The 23,873-nt window shown below is 64.9% G+C and carries 7 protein-coding genes; 4 read left to right on the top strand and 3 right to left on the bottom strand.

What is annotated here, in order from left to right:
• Nucleotides 1-164: 164 nt before the first annotated feature.
• The 3 genes from J0I79_RS17915 to J0I79_RS17905 all read right to left on the bottom strand — a co-directional run bounded on the left by J0I79_RS17915 (nt 165) and on the right by J0I79_RS17905 (nt 10,060).
• The gene (locus J0I79_RS17915; RefSeq protein WP_292861492.1) at nt 165-1,823 is read right to left on the bottom strand and encodes an ABC transporter substrate-binding protein; all 1,659 of its coding nucleotides are present in this window, start codon (nt 1,821-1,823) and stop codon (nt 165-167) included.
• A gap of 252 nt (nt 1,824-2,075) precedes the next feature.
• Nucleotides 2,076-8,129, bottom strand: a complete 6,054-nt coding sequence (locus J0I79_RS17910; protein ID WP_292861489.1) for a translocation/assembly module TamB domain-containing protein — start codon at nt 8,127-8,129, stop codon at nt 2,076-2,078.
• Between the two features lie 2 nt (nt 8,130-8,131).
• On the bottom strand, nt 8,132-10,060 hold the full coding sequence (locus tag J0I79_RS17905) for an autotransporter assembly complex family protein (RefSeq protein WP_292861486.1): 1,929 nt from the start codon (nt 10,058-10,060) through the stop codon (nt 8,132-8,134).
• 280 nt (nt 10,061-10,340) lie between these two features.
• Between J0I79_RS17905 and J0I79_RS17900 the strand changes: the two genes are divergently transcribed.
• The 4 genes from J0I79_RS17900 (at nt 10,341) to J0I79_RS17885 (ending at nt 23,813) form a co-directional block, all read left to right on the top strand.
• Entirely contained in the window at nt 10,341-15,821 is a 5,481-nt protein-coding gene (locus J0I79_RS17900; protein WP_292861483.1) for an alpha-2-macroglobulin family protein, read from the top strand.
• A gap of 177 nt (nt 15,822-15,998) precedes the next feature.
• The gene (gene pbpC / locus J0I79_RS17895; RefSeq protein WP_292861480.1) at nt 15,999-18,089 is read left to right on the top strand and encodes a penicillin-binding protein 1C; all 2,091 of its coding nucleotides are present in this window, start codon (nt 15,999-16,001) and stop codon (nt 18,087-18,089) included.
• A gap of 9 nt (nt 18,090-18,098) precedes the next feature.
• Nucleotides 18,099-18,830 carry a M15 family metallopeptidase gene (locus tag J0I79_RS17890; protein ID WP_292861477.1) on the top strand — a complete coding sequence of 244 codons (732 nt, stop codon included), beginning with the start codon at nt 18,099-18,101 and terminating at the stop codon, nt 18,828-18,830.
• A 270-nt stretch (nt 18,831-19,100) separates the two neighbouring features.
• A complete protein-coding gene (locus tag J0I79_RS17885) occupies nt 19,101-23,813 on the top strand; it encodes an autotransporter outer membrane beta-barrel domain-containing protein (RefSeq protein ID WP_292861474.1) in 4,713 nt (1,570 codons plus the stop codon).
• Nucleotides 23,814-23,873 lie beyond the last annotated feature (60 nt).

The following is a 23,873-nucleotide window of genomic DNA, read 5'->3' as shown; positions in this document are numbered from 1 at the left end:
ATAAATGAGAACATTGTGCCCCCCTGCCGGCCGGGTTGGGGTCAGATACGGTCAACCCTGTTTCGAAAAGCTTGTGACGTCACGCCGCCGCTGCACCGGGTGCAACGGCGACGATCCCCGTGGGTGCGAAGGGCTCTCGCCCTTCGCATCCCTCAAGCAGTGGGTCACGCCTGGTCGAGCCAGACCTTGCCGAAATCATGCTCGTAGGTGGGGTGCATCGAGTGGTTCTTCACCTCGGGCTTGATGTTGATGTAGAGCTTGCGCCAGTACGGCTGGATGATGATGCCGGAGTCCTGCAGAATCTGCTCGACATCCTTCATCACCACCTTGCGCTTCTCGGCATCGGCAATGCCAAGCGCCTCGTTGACCTTCTTGTCGAAGTCAGGGTTGGCATAGGCCGTCTCGTTCCAGGCTTCGCCCGAGCGGTAGGCGATGGCGATGACCTGGATGCCCAGCGGACGCATGTTCCAGTTGGTTTCCGAGAACGGATACTTCGTCCAGTCGTTCCAGAAGGTCGAGCTCGGCAGCACGGTGCGCTTCACCTTGATGCCGGCCTCGCGCAGCTGCGCCGCGATCGCGTCGGTGGTGTTCTTGTGGTAGTCCTCGTCGTTGCTGATCAGCTCGTGCTCGAAATCGATCACGCCGGCTTCCGTCAGCATCTGCTTGGCCTTGGCGATGTCGCGCGGAATCTTCGGCAGCGCGACATACTCCGGATGGATCGGCGCGACATGGTGGTTTTCGGCCGGCGTGCCGGCATTGCCGTAGCCGAGCTGCAGCACCACAGAATTGTCGACGGCCAGGCACATCGCCTGACGCACCTTCTGGTCGCCATAGGGCTTCGCGTTGACGTTGAAGCGCGACACAACGGTCGCCGCCGTCACCACTTCCGAAACCGGAGCGCCGACGCCTTCGATGATCTTGACGTAGTCGGCTGTCGTTTCGTGGTTGGTCTGCACTTCGCCCGATTCGAAGGCCGAGACGGTGGCGGCGGGATCGGTGCCGTAGTCGATGAACTCGACGCCGTCGAGGAAGGCTTCGCCCTGCCACCACTTGCCGGTGGTGCGGCGCTTGTATACGACCTTCTGGCCGACATCATAGGAAACGAGCTCGAACGGGCCGGTGCCGATCGGGCAGTTCTTGAAGTTGGCGCCCTTCTCGTCGAAGGTCTTGTGCACGACCAGCGCCGGATAGTCGGTCAGGTTGGCGATGAGCGCGATGTCAGGCTTGGCAAGCTTCAGCTTGACCGTCATGTCGTCGACCTTGATGATCGAGCCTTCGCTCAATTTCTTGGTCTTTTCGTCGACGAGGCTGCCGAGACGGCCAGGCATCGAGTTGCCCGCCGCGTTCTTGTCGGCCCAGCGGGTGAAATTGTAGATCACGTCGTCGGCGGTGAACTTGTCGCCATTGTTCCATTCGACGCCCGGCCGCACATGCAGCGTGTACTCGGTGGCGTCGTCGTTGATGTCCCAGCTCGCCAGGAGATAGGGCGCGAACGTGTACTGGTGGGTGTACTTCACCAGCGGCTCCAGGGCCTGGCGTTCGGCATTGGCGATTTCCGACCAGTCGGCCGTGCGCGGATCCTTGGGATCCTTGACGGACATCGCCACTTTCAGCACGCCGCCCTTCTTGCCCTGCACGTCCTCGGCCTTGGCCGGGGTCGGAGCGGCAAGGCCGAGCAGGCCGTAAGCCATGGCCGTCGACGCGCCGAAGATGCTGGCGAGCGCCAGGAATTCGCGGCGATCGACCTTACCCGACTTGGCTTCTTCGGCCATGGCCAGGATGTGATCCGGAACGCTGTCGCCGTTGCTCTTATAAATTGTCATGACTAACTCCCATTGTTGGCTTTCCGCCGATTAACATTCCGCATCCAGGCAATGATGTCAAAGACGACATGGATTGGGAACATGTTAGCGAATGTGCAACTTTGGAAGGAGAGCGGTTCGCGTGATAGCGACAGTCTTGGCGCAAAATTGCTAGTGCGCCCAGATTCCGCCAAAATCTCACCGGGCGATTAAATTGATACATTTACAGAGGTTACGACAGCGCCAGTTCCGGCCACGCTGAGGGCCAGCCTGTCAATATTCCTTCTCGTAGAAGATGCCGCCCTTGGCCTCGCCGGCGTCATTCGCTTCGCCGCGCAGCTTCACGCCCTTGCCGACATTGAGGTCGATCGTCGCCTTGCCCGAGCCCGGTTTGTCGCCCTTCTGGATCGTCACATAGGTGCGGTCGTTGAGATATTTTCCGGCCGAAACCGCCGTGCCGCCCTGATCGTCCGTGGTAACGTCGAGATCGTCGACGCCGATGGCGCTGCGCAGGTTTTCCAGCAGCGAGGTCGAGCCGCCGACACCGGCCAGCTGTCCGGCCGCTTCGGCCAGCTGCGCGATCTGCAGCGGCGACAGGTTGGACATCGAGCGCCCGAAGATCAACTGCGCTAGCACCTCGTCCTCGGGCAGCGCCGGCACCGAGGTGAAGGTGAATTTCGGATTGGTCGCCTCGCCCGAAACCACGATGGTGACCGTGGCGCTGGTGGTGGTCGTTGTCGCCGTCAGGTTGAGATAGGGCACCAGCGAGCCGGAAAAGCCGACCGTTCCTTCGGTGAAAGTAAGCCGCTTGCCCAGGATAGACAGCCGGCCCCGCTCCAGGGTGAAGGTGCCGACCGCCTGTGGCGACGAGGCCGGCCCGGTCAGCCTGAGCGAACCGCCGAGCTCGGCGTCGACGCCCCTGCCCTGGATGAAGATCTGATTCGGCGCGTTGACGGTGACATCAAGCGCCAGGCCGCTGCCGCCGCTCTTGCCCGACGTCGTCGCCGGGCGCAGCGCCTTGTCCTGTGCCCGCACGGGAGCAGGCGCGTTCTTGTGCTTGACGTCGAGCGCCGAGAGCGAGCCGGGCAATTTGTCCGGAACGGTAATCACGGTCTTGGCGAGATTGACGGTACCGGCGATTGCAGGCGCCGAGACAAGCGGCCCCTTGATCGTCAGGTCACCACCCAGATTGGCCGTCACCACGCGCCCATCCGTATAGCGGCCGTCGGTGAGCTTGATCGACAGGTCGGCCGGGAAGCCCTGCGCCGGGTTGATTCCGACCGTGCCGCTGGCCGACAGGCTGCCCCGCGTCGACAGCGTTCCGGTCAACCGGTTGAGCCTGGCGACCCCGCCGCCGATCGAAACGTCGGCGGCGATGTCGTTGACGGCCAGGCCTGAACTGGCGTCCACCAGCCGCGCGCCCGAGGTCTTGACGCTGCCGCCGATGACCGGCGAAGTCGCCGGCCCGCGCACCTGGACATTCACACTGGCCGTTCCCGTCAGCGACAGGCCTTGCGCGGCGAGCTTGTCGGCGAGCAGGCCGAACGGCACCGCGCCATTGAAGTCGAGTACCAGCGCCGGCGTGCCCGCCACTGTCACCGTGCCGCCGCCCTTGAGGCCAAGGCCGGCGCCATCGCTGACATTGGCGTTGAAGGTCAGCTTGCTGGCGGCGAAAGTGCCCGATGAGGAGACGTTGACCGCGCCGACGCCGGCGCCCCTGGTCTGCGACGTCTGGACGCCGGCCGCGTCAATATTGAAGGCAACGGACGGATTGGCCGGCGCACCGGTCACCTTTGCCGTGCCCGAAATCGAACCGGCGGCGTCGAGCCCCGGCGAGAAACTGTTGGCGAGCGACATCGGCACCCGCGCCAGTGTCGCGTTGATGTCGAGCGCCTGGCCGACCTTGCCGGTCACGGTCGCCGTGCCGCCGCCGAGGTTCAGCACCAGCCGGTCGAGGCTCGTCGTGCCGTTGGCGATGCTGATCGTCGAGGCCTGGGCGATCGCCGCCTTGATGCCCTGTACGGTCGCCTGGCCGGAAGCAAGCTCGATGGTCGTGACACCATTGGCCACCTTCACGCGGCCCGCGGCCCTGGCCGGAATGCCCTTGACCGTGGCGCCGCCGGAAAAGCCGGTCCAGTCGCCGTCGCGCTTGAGATCGACATCGATGCCGCTGATGACAGTGCCGCCTGAGTTGACGGTATCGGCGCGGATCGTACCGGAGATCACCGGCGCCTCGAGATAGTTGGCGATCAGCGCATCGATGGAAACGGCCTTCGCCTGAAGGTCGCCGCGCGTGATCGAAGCGGTGTTGGCCTTGACCGCGACCTGGGGTGCCGCGCCGTTCCTGGAGAACGAAATCGTGCCGCGCACGTCCCCTTCGGCCTTCTCCAGCGCCAGCGCCGCGAGCGGCCCGATATCAGGCAGATCAAGCGCTATGGTGCCTTCGGGCACGAATTTCTCATCCAGCGCCAGGTCGCCGGAGATCCGGTTCTTGCCGAGAGACAAAAGCAGACCGTTGATGGCGCTCTTGCCGCCCGCCGTCGCCAGCACCGCATTGCCCTGCAAGGGCTGGCCGGCGACATTGCCCGTCAGTTGCACGTTGGCCGCCGGGTTGGCGGCGTCCGCCTTGCCTGTGGCCGTAAGCTTCAGGCCGGTGATCTCGCGCGCCGCCACCAGCAGCCGATCGCTGTTGACCGTCAGCGACAGGTCCGGCGCCATGGCAGGGCCCTGGGCGTTCAGCGCAAAGGCGATGGCGCCCTTGGCGTCCTTCGACAGCAGCGAGATGTCGCTCAGCGCGCCGGTGATGTCGGCCGCCACCTTGTTGTCGGCAAGGCTCGCCTGCCCAGCCGCGCTCAGCGCGCCGGAGGCCAGTTTCAGCCCGTCGACCGTGATACCGCCCTTGGGGTCGCGTTTCAGCGTGGCGCTGATCTGGGCGCGCTCGCCAAGCATGCCGCGCACCGCGCCCGGCAAAGCCGATGAGGGCGCGTCCGCGTTCAGCTTAAGATCGATGGCGCCGTCGCTGAGCGAGACGTTGCCGGCCACCTGGCTGCTCAGCGCATCGCTCTTCAGCGAGCCGCTGTCGATGGCGACGCCGTCCGGGCTCAGCCTGGCGCTGAGCGCCGCCGTCACCTTGCCGGCGATGAGTGGCGCGATGGCGGGATTGTCGAGCCCGACCTTGTCGACCGACACCGTGCCGGAAACCGGGCCGGCGCGGTTCTTCAGGTCGAAAGCATCCGAATGCAAGGCAAGGACCAGGCCGTCCACCTTGGCCGGACTGGTGGAGATCGACGGCAGGATGGCGGAGAGGTCGAGGCGGGCCTGCGTGCTCTCGCCCGCCACTTTCGCCGAAAGGGACTGGACCTCGAGCCTGACGGGGCTCTCGGCGCTGCCGACCGTCAACGGCAGGCTTGGCCCAGACGACGTCAGATCGAGCGCGAAATCGCTGGCGCCGTTGGGGTTGATGGTGCCGGTGGCCTTGCCGGAAATCTTGTCGCCGGAAAGATTGGCATGGTCGAGGGCAACCCCGCCAGCCATCGTATAGATGCCCGCCGCATCGAGGGCGAGCGAGCCGAGCCCGGCCTGACGGGTCTGGCTGGTTTCGAGGCCGGCCAGTTTGGCATCGAACCGGACTTCCGGAGTGGCCGGCGTTCCAGTCACCTGCGCGGTGCCGCCGAGCGTTCCCGAGGCGTCGAGGCCGGGCGCAAATTCATTGGCAAGGGCCGCCGGCAGCGCGGAGAATTTCGCCGCCAGATCGAGCGTCTGGCCCGCCGTGCCCGACAGGGTCACCGAACCGCCACCGACATCGAGCGCCAGGCTGTCGATGCTGGTCGTGCCATTGGCTATGGAAAGCGAGGACGGAGCCGCGATCGCCGCCTTGATGCCGCGAACCGTCGCCTCACCCGAGGCAATCTCGACACTGGTGGTGCCGCCCGCGATCTTCACCCGGCCGGCGGCGGTCGCCGGAATTCCGGCGATCGTGGCGCCGCCGGTGAAATTGGTCCAGTCGCCGTCGCGCTTCAGGTCGACGCCGATCCCGCCGATTTCGGTTGTTCCCGAGGTGACCGCGTCGGCCTTGATGGTGCCGGAAATGGCCGGCGCCTTCAGATAATTGGCAATCAGCGCATTGATGGCGATCGCCCTGGCCGTCACGTCGCCGCGCGCGACCGAACTGCTTTTCGCATCGATGGCGACGGACGGGGCGTCGCCCTCCTTGGCGAAATTGATGGTGCCGTTGATATCGCCCGTCACCGCCTGCCCGGCGAGCGCCGCCAGCTGATCGATCGCGGGCGCGGCGAGCGTCAGCGTGCCCGAAGGCAGGAATTTGTCGTCGAGCGCGAGGTCGCCCGACACCTTGTTGTCGCCGAGCGCGATCAGCAGGCCGTTGACCGAACGCCTGCCTTCGCTCGTTACCAGCGCCGCCTTGACGTTGAGCGGCTGGTCGTTGACGGCGCCGGTCAGCGACACATTGGCGGAAGGGTTGACGATGTCGGCCTTGCCGGTTGCCGCGAGCTTGATCGCCTTCACCGTACGGCCAGAGGCGGTCAGGCTGTCGCTGCCGGCGGAGACCGTGAAGTCCGGCGCGGAGCGCGGGCCGGTCGCCGAGAGCTCGAAATCGACGCCGCCGGCGACCGGCACGCCAACCAGCGGCGACAGCACCGAGACATCGCCAAGCGTGCCCTTGATGTCGGCCTGGATATCGCTGCCTTGCGCGCTGGCGGTGCCGCTGGCGGTAAGCGAGCCCGACGTCAACGAGATCGAATTGGCTGCAAAGCCGCCTTGCGGATCGCGCGTCGCGGCGGCCGAGAATTTCACCCGCTCGCCCAGCACCGAGCTGATCTGCGGCGGCAAGGCGGTCGAAACCGCATCGGCATTCATCTTGAGCTGCACCGAAAGATCGGCGAGCGCCACCGTCATGGTCAGGCCGGCGTCGAGCGCATCGGAATGCAGCGTGCCCTTGTCGATGATGATGGCGTCCTTGCTCAGCGAACCCGCGAGATCGACATCGACCTTGCCGGTGATCAACGGCGCCAGCGTCGCCAGGTCCGTCTTCAGGCCACCCGCCTGCAGCTTGACCGCCAGGGGCCCGCTGCGGTTCTGGATATCGAAGCCGTCGGAATGGATCTGCCCCGAAAGATCGTTGAGCTGGGTGCCGCCCGCCACCACCGACGCCAGCGAAGCGCCGATATCGACGATCGGCGTCTTGCCGTCGCCGAAGGCGCGCGCGGTGGCGTTCCTGATCGCCAGGGTGATCGGCTGCGCGGCGCTGCCCACCGTGATCTGCACCGGCGCGCCCTTGGCGGCGATTTGGACCGAAAGATCGCTGGCCCCGGCCGGATCGGCAATCCCGGTCGCGGTGCCGTGCACCGCATCGCTTTCGATGCTGGCCCGGTCGATGCTGACACCGCCGGCCGCCGTTGCGGTGCCCGCGACGTCGAAACTGGTCTTGCCGGCAAACAGCGGCTTCAGATTGTCCGGCAGGAAGCGCGCGAAATCGCCGTCGCCCTTGGCCGTGACATGATTGCCCTTGTCAGTCAGCTTGTGGGTACCGGTCAGTTGCGTGACCACCTGGCCGTCGACGGCGAAAGTGCCAGTGCCGCTCCAGTTCCCGAGCGGCCCCTGCCCCGTCACCGCTATATCGACAGGCGGCGCGCCGGGCAGCTTGAGCAGGTTGGCGATGATGCCGCCCGCCGGCTCCGACGCCTTGAGGTCGAGGTCGAGCTTGTTGTCGGCCGGCGAGAAATGAATGTTGGCGTCGACATTGCCCTGCTTGCCGTCATGGCGGGTGACGTTGAGCACGCTTTCCACCGCCAGCGGCGCGGGATCGACCTTGACGGTGCCCTTGGCCGCGAGTTCGGCGATGCCGCTGCCGGCCAGTTGCTGGCCAAGCGCGATTTCCGGCAGGTCGATCTGTTTGATGTCGATGGACACCGGCAGCGTCGTCGTGCCGCCCTGTGCCGGCGGCTGCGTACCGGCAACCGGCAGCCGGGCAAGTTCGATGCGCTCGGCGGCAATGCGCTCGGCGCTGAAGTTCTTCGACAGCAGCGCCAGCGGCGACCAATCGATCGCCACCTTGCGCGCCACCAGCCAGGCGCCGTTGCGGTCCTCCAGCACGACATTGTCGACGCTGAGCGCCCCCGACCAGATGCCGTCGATGCCGTGGACGGTGACTTTGCGGTCGTCATTCGAGGCCAGCCGCGAAATGATGCCGGCGAGATTGTCGCGTCCGCGCTCGGTCTTGGTCAGCACGACAAGCGCGCCGATCGCGCCCGCGACCACGATGAGCAGCGTGTAGAGGACAATGCGAAGGATGCGCCAGACCGTCTTCATCTTCAGAAAGCCTGCCCGATACCGGCGTAGATGCCGAAACGCGGATCCCCTGGACCCCGGTTGAGCGGCAACGCTGCGTCGATGCGCAGCGGACCGAACGGCGTGACGTAGCGCAGGCCGACGCCGGCGCCGACCTTGACGTCGGAGAAATTGGGAACCGATTTCGTCGACACCGTACCGGCATCGACGAACGGCACGATGCCGATCGTGTCGGTCACGGCAATGCGCATTTCAACGGACGTTTCGAAGAAGGACAGGCCGCCGGTCGGCTGACCGGTAAAGTCCTTGGGGCCGATGCCCTGATAGGCGTAACCGCGCACCGAACCGCCGCCGCCCGAATAGAAGCGCCGGTCGGCCGGCACGTTTTCGAGCCCGGTGCCGACGATGGAGCCGGCCGCGACGCGTTCGGCGAGCACGAATTTCGAGGCCGTGTCCAGCGACTGATAGGCCGAACCCTCGCCCTTGAGCTTGAGGAAGGCGGCTCCGCTCAGGATGTCGTAGCTCGGCTCGGCATAGGCCAGCACCCTGAAGCCCTTGGTCGGGTTGAGGCGGCTGTCCCTGTTGTCGTAGACATATTGCAAGGGAACGCTGGCGATCAGGTAGGTGTGCTTGCCGAAGGCATCGCGGATCCGGGAATAATCAAGCGCGACCTCCGCCGAGACGGTCTGCTTCTTGTCGAGTTCGTAGGACAGGCCGGTGCTGCCCTTGACCGAGAAATGGTCGTAGGCGTCGGGATGCTCGAAGACCGTCTTCACATTGGCGAAGAATTTCGAGGCCGGCCCGATCACGCCGGGTTTCTCGAACATGATGCCGGCATTGTAATTGAGGCTCGACAGATCGTTGCTGCCGATGCCTGAGATGGCGCCGTCGATGCGCAGCTTCTCGGCCTGGCCGAACAGGTTGCGGTGCCCCCAATAGCCTTCCAGGCCCAGGCCCTCGGTGTTCGAGAAGGTGCCGCCGAGGCCGAAATAGCGCGGCTTGCGCTCGCTGACCTGGACGCCGATCGGAATGTTGCCGTCGGCATCGAGCTTGTCGGCTTCCTTCAATGTCACGCTGTTGAAGACCTCGAGCGCCAGCAGCCTGTCGCGCGCGTCGCTGATCTCCTGCGGCGAATATTGCCTGCCGCGCTTCAGCCCGGTCATGTATTCGGTGAAGTCGCGGTCGACCTTCTCGGTGCCTTCCACGGTTGTCGCGCCATAGCCGGCGACCGGTCCGGCGGCGACCGTCAATGTCACATCGAGCGTCGAGGTCGCATGGTCGGCGACGATCTGCCGGTCGGTAACCTTGGCCAGCGGCCTGCCCTCTTCCTTCAGCGTCCGCACGATCAGCGCTTCGGCCTTGAGCACCGCGCCTGACCCGGCATCGCCGCCCGCGATCAGGCCGTAGTCGGCGCCCATCAGCCCCGCCGCGTCGCCTTCCAGCCGGATGTTGCCGAGGGTGAATTTGGGGCCGGCGGCGATATCGATGGCAACAGGGATCGGCTGTGGACCCTTGAACTCGGCGTCCGGCTGCAATTCGTCGAGCGGCTTGCCGTCGATGGTGATGGTGACGACGCCTTCATAGCGGGCATCGGCGTAAAGGGCCGCGACAAGCTGCTCACGGTCGCCGCGCGCCTTGGCCATCAGGCCGAGCGAGCCGGAGACGGGGCGTTTTTCATCGCTCTTCAGCGCCGAGGCGTTTTCGAGCTTCTTGACCAGATCCTTGTCGGCGTCCGGGGCCGAGATGGTCACCGAGTACCGCAGCGGGTCGACGATGTCGGCATCCTCGTCGCTGGACGACCCCCACAGTTTGATGCCGAAAATCTCGAACGCGGCCGCCGGCGCTGATTCGGCAACCAGAGCGGTCCAGCACATAACGGCCAGAAGCAGGGCGCGCGGAAGGGCGCGCCCTGGCGCTTTCCTTCCTGACATCTGCTTTTCATGCGCCGGCATTAAGACAACCTAGGTGACAAAACTAAAATTGGAATGAAGTTCTGAAGCGCTCGTAAAGGGGCCACAATCCAATTGTCTGAAATAGGACGGGCTTGGAATTCACACCTTTTGCGTTTCCGCAAGAAAGCGTGATCCCCTGTCCTATGCAGGTTATTGTCCGCATACCGGTCCTTGGCCGGAAAATAAACCGTTGGCAGGCGGAACCTGCCCGTCCGCGCGTTGACAAGCCCGACTGAAGCTTGAACATGCCCGGACGTCTGCAAATTGTCCGGAGGGTGTTATGGCAATGCGCGCGGCTCGTGGTCTGTCGATCCTGATCCTTTTTTTCTTCGCTTGGAGTGGCGTTGCGCAAGCGGCCGAGGCGCGGCGAATCGCAACGACCGACAATTCCGACTATTTCGGCTTCGACCTCAGATCCGACCAGAACGTCACCCTCGATCAGTGCAAGACGACATGCCTCGGCGATCCGGCCTGCCGCGCCTTCACCTATAACACCAAGGCTAAGTGGTGCTTCCTAAAATCGGATTATAACCAGCTGAAGCAGTTCAATGGAGCCGTTGCGGGCAAGATCGTCAACATCGACGGCGATCCCGATATCGGCGCGCCACCGGAACTCGCCTTCTTCCCCAACTGGATGGCCGATCAGGCCCAGCAGTATCGCAACAAGCTGCTCGGCCCGGCCTTCGACAAGCCCACCGAGGGCATGGCGGCCCTGATCGGCGCCGCCGAACAGGCGGTACAGACCGGCGACCATCGTTCGGCCATGCAGAAATACGAGTCCGCGGTCTCGGTGATGCCCGACGACGGCAAGCTCTGGCTCAACCTGGCCCGCGAGACGCTGGCCGTGCAGCCCGCGGCCAACACCTCCGAAGCCTCCACTTTGCCGGCAAACAGCACCTCGGCCGCTTTCAATGCCTACAAGCTGCTGCGCACAACCAAGACGCGCGCCGAGGTGCTGGCGCTGCTCGGCGCCGGCCTCGACAAGCGCGATCTCTACCGGCCTGCCTTGCAGGCCTATGAGGCCAGCCTTGCGCTGGTGCCTTCGCCTGCCGTCCAGGCCGACTATGCCGATCTGAAGGCCCGCAAGGGTTTCCGCGTCATCGACCACAGCGTCGATGCCGACACCAGCGCGCCACGCATCTGCGCCCAATTCTCCGAGGAACTGGTCAAGACCGGCGTCGACTACGCTCAGTTCGTCACCGTCGACAACGCGCCGCCAAAGGGCGTCGAGGCCAAGGACAAGCAGATCTGCGTCGAGGGGCTCCAGCACGGCCAGCATTATGACGTCACCTTCCGCGCCGGCCTGCCGGCCGCGATCGGCGAAGTCACCGCCGCCCCCACCGTGCTGTCGATCTATGTGCAGGACCGCGCACCGTCCGCCCGCTTCACCGGCGACAGCTTCGTGCTGCCGGCCGGCGCGCGCCGTGGCATCCCGGTCGTCACCGTCAACATGAACGCCGCCCAGATGAAGCTCTACCGCATCGGCGACCGGTCGCTGGCGCAGCTTCTGTCGGGCTACCAGTTCCTGCACCAGCTCGACGGCTATGACATCTCCAACATTTCCGAGCAGATGGGCGCGCCGGTCTGGCAAGGCCAGCTCGACATCGTCAACGACCTCAACAAGGAGGTCACCACCTCCTTCCCGGTCGACGAAGCGCTGCCGCAGCGCAAGCCCGGCGTCTATGTGCTGACGGCCCAAGCCGTCAACGACAAGAACGACAGCTACAGTTCGCTCGCCACACAGTGGTTCGTCGTCTCCGACATCGGCCTGTCGACCTATACCGGCCAGGACGGGTTGAACGTCTTTGCCCGCTCGCTGGGCTCCGCCAAGCCGATCGCCGGCGCCGAACTGACGCTGGTCGCCAGGAACAACGAGGTTCTCGGCACAGCGACGTCGGATGCCGAGGGACACGCCGTGTTCAATCCCGGCCTGACGCGTGGCGACGGCGGCATGGTGCCCGCCGTGCTGATGGCCAAGCAGGGCGACAATGACTTCGTCTTCCTCGACATGGCCAAGGCCGGCTTCGACCTGTCTGACCGTGGCGTCACCGGACGCGCCGCGCCCGGCGCGCTCGACGTCTATGCCTGGACCGAGCGCGGCATCTACCGCGCCGGCGAGGACGTGCATGTCGCGGCGCTTGCCCGCGACGGTGCCGCCAAGGCGGTGGAGAACCTGCCGCTCACCTTCATCTTCTCGCGCCCCGACGGCGTCGAGGACCGCCGCATCGTCAGCGACGGCGCGTCGGCCGGCGGCCATGCCGTCGACCTGCCGCTCGAGCCCAATGCGATGCGCGGCACCTGGTCGGTTTCGATCTACACCGATCCCAAGCAGCCGGCCGTCGCCAGCCAGATGTTCCTGGTCGAGGACTTCGTGCCGGATCGCATCGAATTCGACATGAAGGCCGACAAGCAGGAGATCGCGCGCGGCGAAACCGCCAACATAGCCATCGACGGCCGCTTCCTCTATGGCGCGCCGGCGGCGGGCCTGGCGTTGGAAGGCGAGCTGACGCTGTCGACCTCGCGCAGCTGGGACCGCTTCCCCAACTTCTCCTTCGGCCTCGCCGACGAACAGTCGGCGGAACCAACGGTCACGCCGCTGACCAACTTGCCTGTGGTTGGCGATGACGGCAAGGCGACCTTCCCTGTCAGTGTCGACCAACTGCCTTCGACCACGAAACTGGTCGACGGCAAGGTGACCGTGCGTATGCGCGAAACCGGCGGCCGCGCCATCGAGCGCTCGCTCAACATCGGCATCCGCCCGCAGGGCCATATGATCGGCATCCGCTCGGATTTCGCCGACGATGAAGTGCCGCAGGGCGGCACCGCCAAGTTCAGCCTGATCGCGGTCGATCCCGACGGCAAGCGCGAGGCGCTGAAAGGCGCGCAATGGACGCTGGTCAAGGTCGAGCGCAATTACCAGTGGTACCGCTCCAACAATTCCTGGAACTACGAGCCGGTGACCTTCACCAAGTCGATCGCCAACGGCCAGATCGACCTTAACGCCGATGGCGACGCCACCGTCTCCGTTCCTGTCGACTGGGGCCGGTACCGGCTCGAGATCGAAACCTCGGACCCGGAAGGACCGGCGACCAGCTACGAGTTCGACGCCGGCTGGTATGTCGCCTCGACCACCACCGAAACGCCCGACGGCCTGGAGATTGCCCTCGACAAGGACAATTACGCCGCCGGCGAGGTGGCCAAGCTGAAAATCTCGCCGCATTTTGCCGGCGAACTGCTGGTCAACATCGGTTCCGACAAGCTCTTGAAGACCATCACGGCCACCGTGCCGGCCGGCGGCAGCACCGTCGACATCCCGGTCGGCGACGACTGGGGCGCCGGCGCCTATGTCACGGCAACCCTGTTCCGGCCGGGCGATGCGCAGGAAACACGTATGCCCGCCCGCGCCATCGGCGTGAAATGGCTGAAGGTCGACCCGGGCGCCAAGAAGCTCGCGGTCACGCTGACGCCGCCTGAAAAGACCATGCCGCGCCAGCAGCTGTCGATCCCGGTCTCGGTGGCCGGGGTGCAGCCGGGCGCCAACGCCTATGTCATGGTCGCCGCCGTCGATGTCGGCATCCTCAATCTCACCAACTACAAGGCGCCGGACCCCGAAAACTGGTTCTTCGGCCAGCGCATGCTGGGCATGGAGATCCGTGACATCTATGGCCGTCTGATCGACGGTTCGCTCGGCACCACCGGCAAGCTCAGGACCGGCGGCGACGGCGCCAACATGCAGACGCAGGGCAGCCCGCCCACCGAAAAGCTGGTCGCCTTCTTCTCCGGTCCGGTCCAGCTCGACGCCGACGGCAAGGCGCGGATCGACTTCGACATTCCGCAGTTCAACGGCACCGTGCGCGTCATGGCTGTCGCCTGGACCAAGGAAGCGGTCGGCCATGCCCAGTCGGACGTGATCGTGCGCGATCCGGTGGTGATCACCGCCGGCCTGCCGCGGTTCCTGGCGCCTGGCGACAACGCCGTCATGCGGCTCGACGTCGCCGACACCGACGGCCCGGCCGGCGACTATGCGCTGTCGATCGACACGACGGGCGACCTCTCGACGGGCGACAAGCCCCTGCCCCAGAAGCTGACGCTCGCCCAGGGCAAGCGCCAGACCTTGACCGTGCCGCTGATCGCCAAGACGCCGGGCAACGCCTCGCTGACCATCAAGCTTGCGCATGCCGACGGCACCAAGGTCGAGCAGACGCTCTATGTGCCGGTGCGTCCGGCGCAATTGCCGGTCACCACGCGCCTCGTGGTCGACCTCAAGGGCAATGGCGGCGCGCTGCGTGTCGACAAGGAACTGCTGGCCGCCAGCCTGCTCGATGGCGCTTCGGTCAGCGTCGGCGTTTCGCAGGCGGCAGCCTTCGACGTGCCCTCGCTGCTGATGACGCTCGACCGCTACCCCTATGGTTGCGCCGAGCAGACCACCAGCCGCGCCATGCCGCTGCTCTATGTCAACGAGATGGCGTCGGGCATCGGCATGGAAAGCGACCCGGACCTGCATGGCCGCATCCAGGACGCCATCTACAAGGTGCTGAGCTACCAGTCCTCCAGCGGCAGCTTCGGCCTCTGGGGTCCCGGCTCCGGCGATCTCTGGCTCGACGCCTATGTCAGCGAATTCCTGACCAGGGCGCGGGAACAGAAATACGACGTGCCGGCTCTGGCCATGAACCAGGCGCTCAACAACTTGCAGAACTCGCTCGGCTACGACCAGAGCGTACAGGATCGCGGCAGCGAGATCGCCTACGCGCTCTACGTTCTGGCCCGCAACAAGAAGGCCTCGATCGGCGATCTGCGCTACTACGCCGACACCCAGCTCGAAGCCTTCTCGAGCCCGATGGCCGTCGCCCAGCTGACGGCGAGCCTTGCGCTCTACTGCGACACGCAGCGCTCGGAGGCGACGTTCAAGACCGCGCTGCAACTGGCCAAGTCGCAGACCGACTACGACTGGTACCGCTCCGACTACGGCTCGGCGTTGCGTGACGGCGCCGCGATGCTGTCGCTGGCGGCGGAATCCAAGCCAGTCTCGACGATCGTGCCGGAGCTGATCAAGCTGGTGACCCGGGAACGCGCCGAAGTGCGCTGGACCACCACCCAGGATGATTCCTGGATGCTGCTGGCCGCCCGCGCGTTGAAGGAAGGCAACGACTCGATCGCGCTGACCGTCAATGGCGCGCCACATTCGGGTGGCTATTCCAACCAGGTCGGCGGCTCCGACCTGGTGGACAGCCCGCTCGAAATCGCCAACACCGGCAAGACCCCGCTGCAGGCCGTCGTCACCACAGTGGCGTCGCCTATCCAGCCCCTGCCGGCCGGCGGCGAAGGCTTCACCATCGACCGCACCTACTACAAGCTCGATGGCACCGAGGCCAATGTGACGGAGGCGACCCAGAACGAACGTTATGTCGTCGTGCTCAAGGTCACCGAACAGAACAGCTGGCCGTCGCGCCTGCTGGTCACCGACCTTCTGCCGGCCGGCTTCGAGATCGACAATCCGGGCCTCGTCTCCAGCGCCCAGCTGTCGAACTTCTCCTGGCTGGCGCAGACCGATGCCGCGCATCTGGAATTCCGCGACGACCGCTTCGTCGCGGCATTCAACCCCGCCGACGGCGACCACGACCACAATCTGACGCTCGCCTATGTCGTGCGTGCCGTGACGCCCGGCACTTACGCGCATCCGGCGGCGACGGTGGAGGACATGTACCGGCCGCAATTCTCCGCCCGCACCGCCACCGGCATGATGGAGATCAAGGCGCCGTAAGGTGCCCTTGGTGGAGATCATGAACAGGACGACGGCGCTGCCCCTCATCCGCCTGCCGGCACCTTCTCCCCGTATAGAGACGGGGAGAAGGAGACTGTCGCGACGGCCTCGGCAAGCCCCTTTCTCCCCGTCTCTATACGGGGAGAAATGTCCGGCAGGACAATGAGGGGCGGCGCCATGCTTTCAAGGAAGTTTCTCCGCCGGGCAGCAATAACCGCAGCTTCCTGCGTCGGCCTTCTTGCCATCTCCGTCGCTTTGCTTTGGGAACTCGACCGCGCCTTCCCGCCGCCGCTCCCCGAAAAGCTGACCGTCTCGACGGAAGTCCAGGACCGTGACGGCCAGCTGCTTCGCGCCTTTGCCACGCCGGATGGCTATTGGCGGCTGGAAACCCGTCTCGATCAGGTCGACAAGCAGTTCGTCGACATGCTGGTCACCTATGAGGACAAGCGCTTCTGGGATCATGAAGGCGTCGATGTGCTGGCGCTCGGCCGCGCCGCCGGCCAGCTCATCACCAGCGGCCATATCGTGTCCGGCGGCTCGACCCTGTCGATGCAGCTCGCGCGCCTGATCGAGCCGCGCGACAGCCGCAGCATCGGCTCCAAGATCAAGCAGATGCTGCGCGCCATCCAGATCGAGCGGCGGCTGTCGAAGCGCGAGATCCTGGAACGCTACCTCACGCTGGCGCCTTACGGCGGCAACCTCGAAGGCGTGCGCGCCGCCTCGCTCGCCTATTTCGGCAAGGAGCCGAAGCGGCTGACCGTCTCGGAGGCCGCCCTGCTCGTGGCCCTGCCGCAACTGCCGGAAAGACGCCGGCCCGACCGCAATCTGGAGATCGCCCACGCCGCCCGTGACCGCGTGCTGACCCGCATGGTCTCGTCAGGCCTGATCGGCGAGCGCGAGGCGGCGCGCGCCGCGCTCGACGATGTCTCGGGCCTGCGCCGCACGCTACCGGCGCTCGCCGCGCACGCCTCCTATGCCATGCTGCCCAAGGCCGTTCCGGGCCAGCCGCTGAGGCTGACGATCCGCAAAAGCGTCCAGCAGGGCCTGGAACAGGTTGCCAGGGACGCCGCCAGCAAGCTCGGGCCGCGCCTCTCCGTCGCCATGGTGCTGGCCGATTCCCGCACCGGCGACATCCTCGGTGAAGTCGGTTCCGCCAATTTCTTCGATTCCAGCCGCTCCGGCTGGATCGACATGACCAAGGTCGTGCGCTCGCCAGGCTCCACCTTGAAGCCCTTCATCTATGGCCTCGCCTTCGAGCAGGGACTGCTGGCGCAGGAGACGCTGATCGAGGACAGCCCGGTCGATTTCGGCGGCTACCGGCCGAGGAATTTCGATATGGGCTACCAGGGCGATGTCAGCGTTCGCCAGGCCCTGCAACTGTCTCTCAACGTGCCGGCGATCCGCATCCTCGACGCCGTCGGCCCGGCGCGGCTGACGGCGCGCTTCCGGCAGGCCGGCGTCAACCCGATCCTCCCGGTCAACGAGGCGCCTGGCCTCGCCATCGGCCTCGGCGGCGTCGGCGTGACGCTGCGCGATCTGGTCCAGCTCTATACGGGGCTCGCCAATGGCGGCAAGACGCACACGCTGCGCGACGGCACGGAACCGGCCAATGCCGAGACCACGACCACCACCATCCTCAACGAGCAGGCCAACTGGCAGATCATCGACATCCTGTCGGGCGTGAAGCCGCCCGAAGGTGCCTCGCAGCGAGGCATCGCCTACAAGACCGGCACCTCCTACGGCTACCGCGATGCATGGTCGGTCGGCTTCGATGGCCGCTATGTGCTGGGCGTGTGGGTCGGCCGGCCCGATGCCGGCGCGGTGCCCGGTCTTTCCGGCTATGTCTCGGCCGCCCCCATCCTGTTCGAGGGTTTTGTCCGTTCGGGGCTGGCGACCGTAGCGCTGCCGGGCAAGCCGCCGGGCGCCTTCACCCCGCGCCGCAACGAATTGCCGGTGACGCTCACCCGCTTCGGCGCCGGCGCGGATGGCCTGGTGCAGGCGACCGTAACCGAACCCGCACCGACCATCATCTTCCCGCCGGACGGCGCGCGCGTCGATCTCGCCACCAACTCGGCCGACGCCTCGCCATTGGTGCTCAAACTGCAGGGCGGCCGCGCGCCGTTCCGCTGGCTGGCCAATGGCAAGCCGCTGCTCGGCCTAGACCGCCGCCGCACCGCGACCTGGCTGCCCGACGGTGCCGGCTATTCGACGCTGACTGTCATCGACGCCGCCGGAAGAGCTGCCAGCGTCAAGGTGTTCGTCCAGTGAAAGCGCTTCTTGAATAGGGTGCGCCAGACGATTCAGCGCATTGGCTTTTTCGCCCTGGCCATCGCCTCTCTGGTCGCGCCCGCGCACGCCGATGCCTTGCCTCCGGGCTTTGTCCGGCTCGCCGAAGTCGATTCCTCCATCCGCCAGGACATCCGCTACGCCGGCACGGACAACTTCCTGCACCGCAAGGTGAACGGCTATGATGCCCCGGTCTGCATCCTCACCCGGCAGGCGGCGCAGGCCCTCGCCCGCGTCCAGAAGGCGATTGCCTCCAAGGGCCTGACGCTGGTGGTCTTCGATTGTTACCGGCCTGCCCGCGCAGTCGCCGATATGGGCGACTGGTCGGCCCAAGGCGGACCGCCCGACCCGCAATGGTATCCGAAGGTCGCGCGCGGCGATCTCATCGCCAGGGGCTACGTCGCTCGCCTGTCGGCGCATTCGCGCGGCTCGACGGTCGATCTCGCCCTCGCCCGGATCGACGACCGCTCCATCGCGAAAACGGCCTGCGGCGCCGGGGATGCCGACGCGCTCGACTTCGGCGCCGGCTTCGACTGTTTCGACCCAATAAGCGAGACGGCGCACCGTCCGCTCGGCAAGGACGCAGCAGCAAACCGCAAATTACTCATCGAGGCCATGCGAGCAGGCGGCTTCAGGAACTATGCCCGTGAATGGTGGCATTTCACATTTGAGAATGAGCCGTTCGCCAGGCAGCGTTTCGACTTTCGTGTCAGCCACGATTAGAGTTGGGCCTCAATGATCGTCGGCCGTGCTTGCAAGCCGCAAGCTGGCTAACTTGTACCTGTACAAGAGTAAATTGGCGGATTGTTGCATTAATACAACATAATTTATTGATCGCTAAACCTCCTCCAGCTGATGTAAGACTCAAATTGCATTTTTTTTGTGCAGGCGTACCCATCTCCTGGGTAGGGAGAGCTTGAAATGGGTCTATCGGCAGGTTCTGACGCCTCGTTTTCTCGCGGCGACGTGCAATCAAGTCCAAAGCGTCGCCGAGTGCTGCTTCTGGGCACGGCGCTCGGCTCGACGCTGATAGCAGTCTCCGCCTCACCGTCCTTCGCGGCCAATTGCACGCAACCGGCCTCCCCTTCCCCAATCACGGTTACCGGCGCGACGACACCCATCGCCTGCACCAACACGGACCCACGCACCGCAACCGTCGCCGGCGACAACGCGATCGGCATCGTGACGACCGGAAACGGCAACACCGTCGACATCACCAACAGCGGCCTGCTGACGACGAATTCGACCTCCCTCATACCCGGTCCCAGCTTCGCACAATCGAAAGGCGCGCGCGGCATCTACGCTGGCACCAACGGCATCGGCGCCGACATCACCATCAACAACACCGGCACCATCAATTCGTACAGCGACAGCATCAAGGCGGTCAGCGCGGCCACGAGCGGCACCGTTTTCAGCAGCGATACCCACATCACCATCACCAATTCGGGAGCCCTGAACGCCGGCCCCAACGCCGAGGGCATTTTCGCCAATGCCAGCTACGGCTCCAACAATGCGGTGACCATCAACAACAGCGGCGCCATCCAGACCGGCGCCAGCGCGTCCTTGTCGGGCACATCCTCGGGCATCTTCGCTGATGTCGACGGCGCAAACAGCAAGATCGACGTCACCAACAGCGCCACGATCAGCACGTACGGCGCAAGTGCAGCCGGCATCTCGGCGATCGCCAGCTACTATCACGGCGACAACAGCAGCATCGTCATCAACAACAAGGCCGCCGGCACGATCACCACCACCGGCGCCAGCGCCTACGGCATCTTCGCCCAGGCGGGCAGTATCAACCCGAACAACTCGCCGCCCAATCCCGACAATGGCGGCACGGTCAAGATCACCAATGCCGCAACCGTCAACGCCGGTTATACGGGTGTCGCGGCCTTCACCTATGGCAGCGGCGGCAACATCACCATCGACAACAAGGGCAACATCACATCGGGTACCGGCGGCGCCGATGGATCGGACGGCATCAAGGCCTCGGCCAACAGCGGCAATTCCACCATCACCGTCACCAACACCGGCAACATCGACACCACCAGCGGCGGCGACAAGTCGGTCGGCATCGAGGCCGTCAACGGCCCGGGTTTCGCCGGTTCGAACCTGGCCATCTCGGTCACCAACTCCGGCAACATCACCACGGGCGCTGAATCGGCGGGCATCAAGGCCGCCTCGACCGGCGACAATGGCTCGGTGACCGTCGACAACTCGGGCGCCATCCAGACCGGCGCCAGCGTTTCGACCATCGGAGGCTCGACCGGCATCTTCGCCGACGCCGATGGCGACAACACCAAGGTCAGCGTCACCAACAGCGGTGCAATCAGCACCATCGGCACCAGCGCGGCGGGCATCTCGGCAATCGCCAACTATTATCACGGCAACAATGGCAGCGTTGTCGTCAACAACAAGGCCGGCGGCACCATCACCACCACCGGCAACGAGGCCTACGGCATCTTCGCCCAGGCGGGCAGCATCAACCCGACCAACTCGCCGCCCAATCCCGACAATGGCGGCACTGTCAAGATCACCAACGCGGCCACCATCAGCGCGGGCTATATGGGCGTTGCCGGCTTCACATACGGCACCGGCGGCAACATCACCATCGACAACAAGGGCAACATCACATCGGGCACCGGCGGCGCCGGCGGCTCTAATGGCATCAACGCCGTGGTCAATGACAGCAACTCCACCATCAGTATCACCAATACTGGCGACATCGACACCACTGCGGGCGGCCTCAAGTCGGCTGGTATCCACGCCGTTGGCGGCAGTGCTCTCACCACGTCCAACATAAAAATATCCATAACCAACTCGGGTGATATCGAGACCGCACAGAATTCGGTGGGAATTTTCGGCAACGCGGGTGGCCTGAATGCCGCTGTCACCATCGAAAACAGCGGCAGAATCGAAACCGGTGCCAGCACCTCCACGTCAGGCGGATCGAGCGGCATCTTCGCCGACGTCGACGGTGAGAACGGTCAGGTCAACGTAACCAACAGCGGTGCGATTTTCACCACGGGGACCAGTGCCGCCGGCATCTCCACGATCGCCAACTACTACAATGGCGACAACGGTAGCATTGTGATCAACAATAAGGCGGGCGGCACTATCACGACCACCGGCGTCAATGCTTACGGCATCTTCGCCTCGGCAGGCAGTTCCGATCCGGTTGGAACCGGCCCGAACCGCGACGACAACGGCACCATCAAGATCACCAACGCCGCCACGATCAGCGCCGGCTATATGGGCATCAACGCCGACACCTATGGCAATGGCGGCAACATAACCATCGACAACAAGGGCAATATCACATCTGGTACTGGCGGCGCTGGTGTCTCCGATGGCATAAAAGCGTTGATCCATGGCAATGACACGACCATCAGCGTTACCAACAGCGGCAACATCGACACCACCGCCGGCGGCTTGAAATCAGTTGGTATCCAGGCCGTTGGCGGCAGTGCGCTCGCCAACTCCAATGTACATATCTCCGTCACCAATTCAGGTGACATCAAAACCGCTACCAATTCCGTCGGCATCTTCGTCAATGCGGGCGGCGACAACGCCAGCACTACCGTGAACAACAGCGGCCGCATCGAGACTGGTGCCAGTGCTTCAGACTCGGGCGGTTCGAGCGGCATCTTCGCCGATGTCGATGGTAACAACAGCCAGGTCAACGTCACCAACAATGGCGCTATCAAAACAGTTGGCCTTACTGCCGCAGGTATTTCGGCGATCGCCAACTATTACAACGGTACGAACGGCGACATCATCATCAACAACAAGGCCGGCGGCACCATCACCACGACCGGCGCACAGGCCTATGGCATCTTCGCTTCCTCCGGCAGCTCGGATCCTGTAGGCGTCGGTCCGAACACCAATGACAACGGCACGATCGACATCACCAATGCCGCCAGAATCAATGCGGGTGGCTTTGGCATCGGCGCCACCAGCTACGGCGCTTCCAGCACTATCACGATTACCAACAACGGCGACGTCTTTGGCATGATTGGTGGCATCATGGTCAGTTCCGTGGCCGGTGCGACAATCAATGTCGGCACGTCGGGCTATGTGGGCGCCGACAACTATCTCGCCATCAAGTCGACGGCGGGCACGGCCGAGATCAACGACAATGGCATCATCGCCGGGCGCGTCGAGCTGAGCGACGCCGACAATGTCATGAACATCAACGACAAGGGCATGTTCCGGGCCTTCACCGACTCTAAGTTCGGCGCCGGCAACGACACGCTCAACAATTCGGGCATCGTCAACGCGTCAGGCAGCTATTTCGGATCGACGCCGAACACGGTCACCCTCACCGGCCTTGAAAACTTCGTCAACGGCAGCCTTGGCTCCGGCCCGGGCCTCACGACGATGATCGACGGCGTGGTCGGCGACCAGCTGACCACGTCAGGCAATTTCACCGGCCGCGGCAATTCGAAGCTCGGCGTCGACACGAATTTCTCGAACAACTCCTCCGACACGCTGACGATCGGCGGCAATTCCTATGGCCACACCAATCTCGTGGTCAACGTCACCGCCATCGCGCCCGGCGTGCCGACCACGACCTTCATTCCGGTCGTCACCGTCACCGGCACGACGTCGGACAGCAATTTCGATGTCGCCGCCCCGGTCAATGCCGGTCTGTTCGCCTACGACCTGTTCCTGCAGGGCAAGACGCATGGCCTGCGCTATGTCGGCCTCGGCAACGCCGCCTTCGAACTGCCCGCCGGCATCACCGGCGCGCAGGATGTGTGGGAGGACACGACCGGCTTCTGGCAGGATCGCATGGCCGATCTGCGCAGCGACGCCACCGGCACCCACAATGCCGACATGCCCGAGGAACATCTCGCCGCCCGCATGGGCGGTGTCTGGGCGCGCGCCATGGGCGACTGGTCGAGCCGCGACGCCAGCACCAGCTATACCGACCCGATCTCGCAGCAGACCGAGACGCTCAATCTCGACCGCAGGCAGCGCACCGGCGCCTTCCTCGGCGGCATCGACATGGGCTTGGAAGGTGTCGCCGGCGGCGACGTGCTGTTCGGCGTCATGGCCGGCTATGTCACCTCCACGCTCGACTTCACCGCGACCGACGACAGCTGGAACTACAAGGGCGGCACCGTCGGCGCCTATGCCACCTACATCAATGGCGGCTTCTACCTCGATGGCCTCGTCAAGGCCGACTTCCTCAACGTCGACATCAACGACAACCAGGGCGCCATCAGCGACAAGGCGAGCACCAACGCCACCAATATCGGCGTGCGCCTCGACACCGGCTACCGGATCGGCATGGGCTGGGGCTTCATCGAGCCGCAGGCCAGCCTGCAATGGGTCCACACCAACATGGACTCGGTCTCGCTGTTCGGCGGCGCCATCGACTTCCAGAATGGCAGCAGTGGCCGCGCCAAGATCGGGGTGCGCGTTGGCACCGACATGCAGATGAACGGCATGACCGTGACCCCCGACCTGACGCTGAGCGTGTGGAACCACTTCGGCAGCAGCAACTCCGTCAATATCGACTTCCCCGGCAATGCCTTCTCGGCGACCGACAGCGCCGGCAACGGCACGTTTGGTGAGGTCGGCGTCGGCGTGAATGTGGCGAGCGCAAGCAACTGGTCCGGCGTGGTGCGCGGCAGTGTCCGCTTCGGCGACCACTACAGCGCCGGCTCGATCGGCGCGGCCATCCGTTACGGCTGGTAGCCGGATCGATCCTGGCTTGAACGTCTTGCGCCGGCCCTCGTGGCCGGCGTAGTCATGAGA

Origin of the sequence: Mesorhizobium sp., assembly GCF_017306585.1 — a bacterium.
GTDB lineage: Bacteria > Pseudomonadota > Alphaproteobacteria > Rhizobiales > Rhizobiaceae > Mesorhizobium.
The sequence above is the reverse complement of the archived record's forward strand: the minus strand, read 5'-3'. Positions and strand labels throughout refer to the sequence as shown.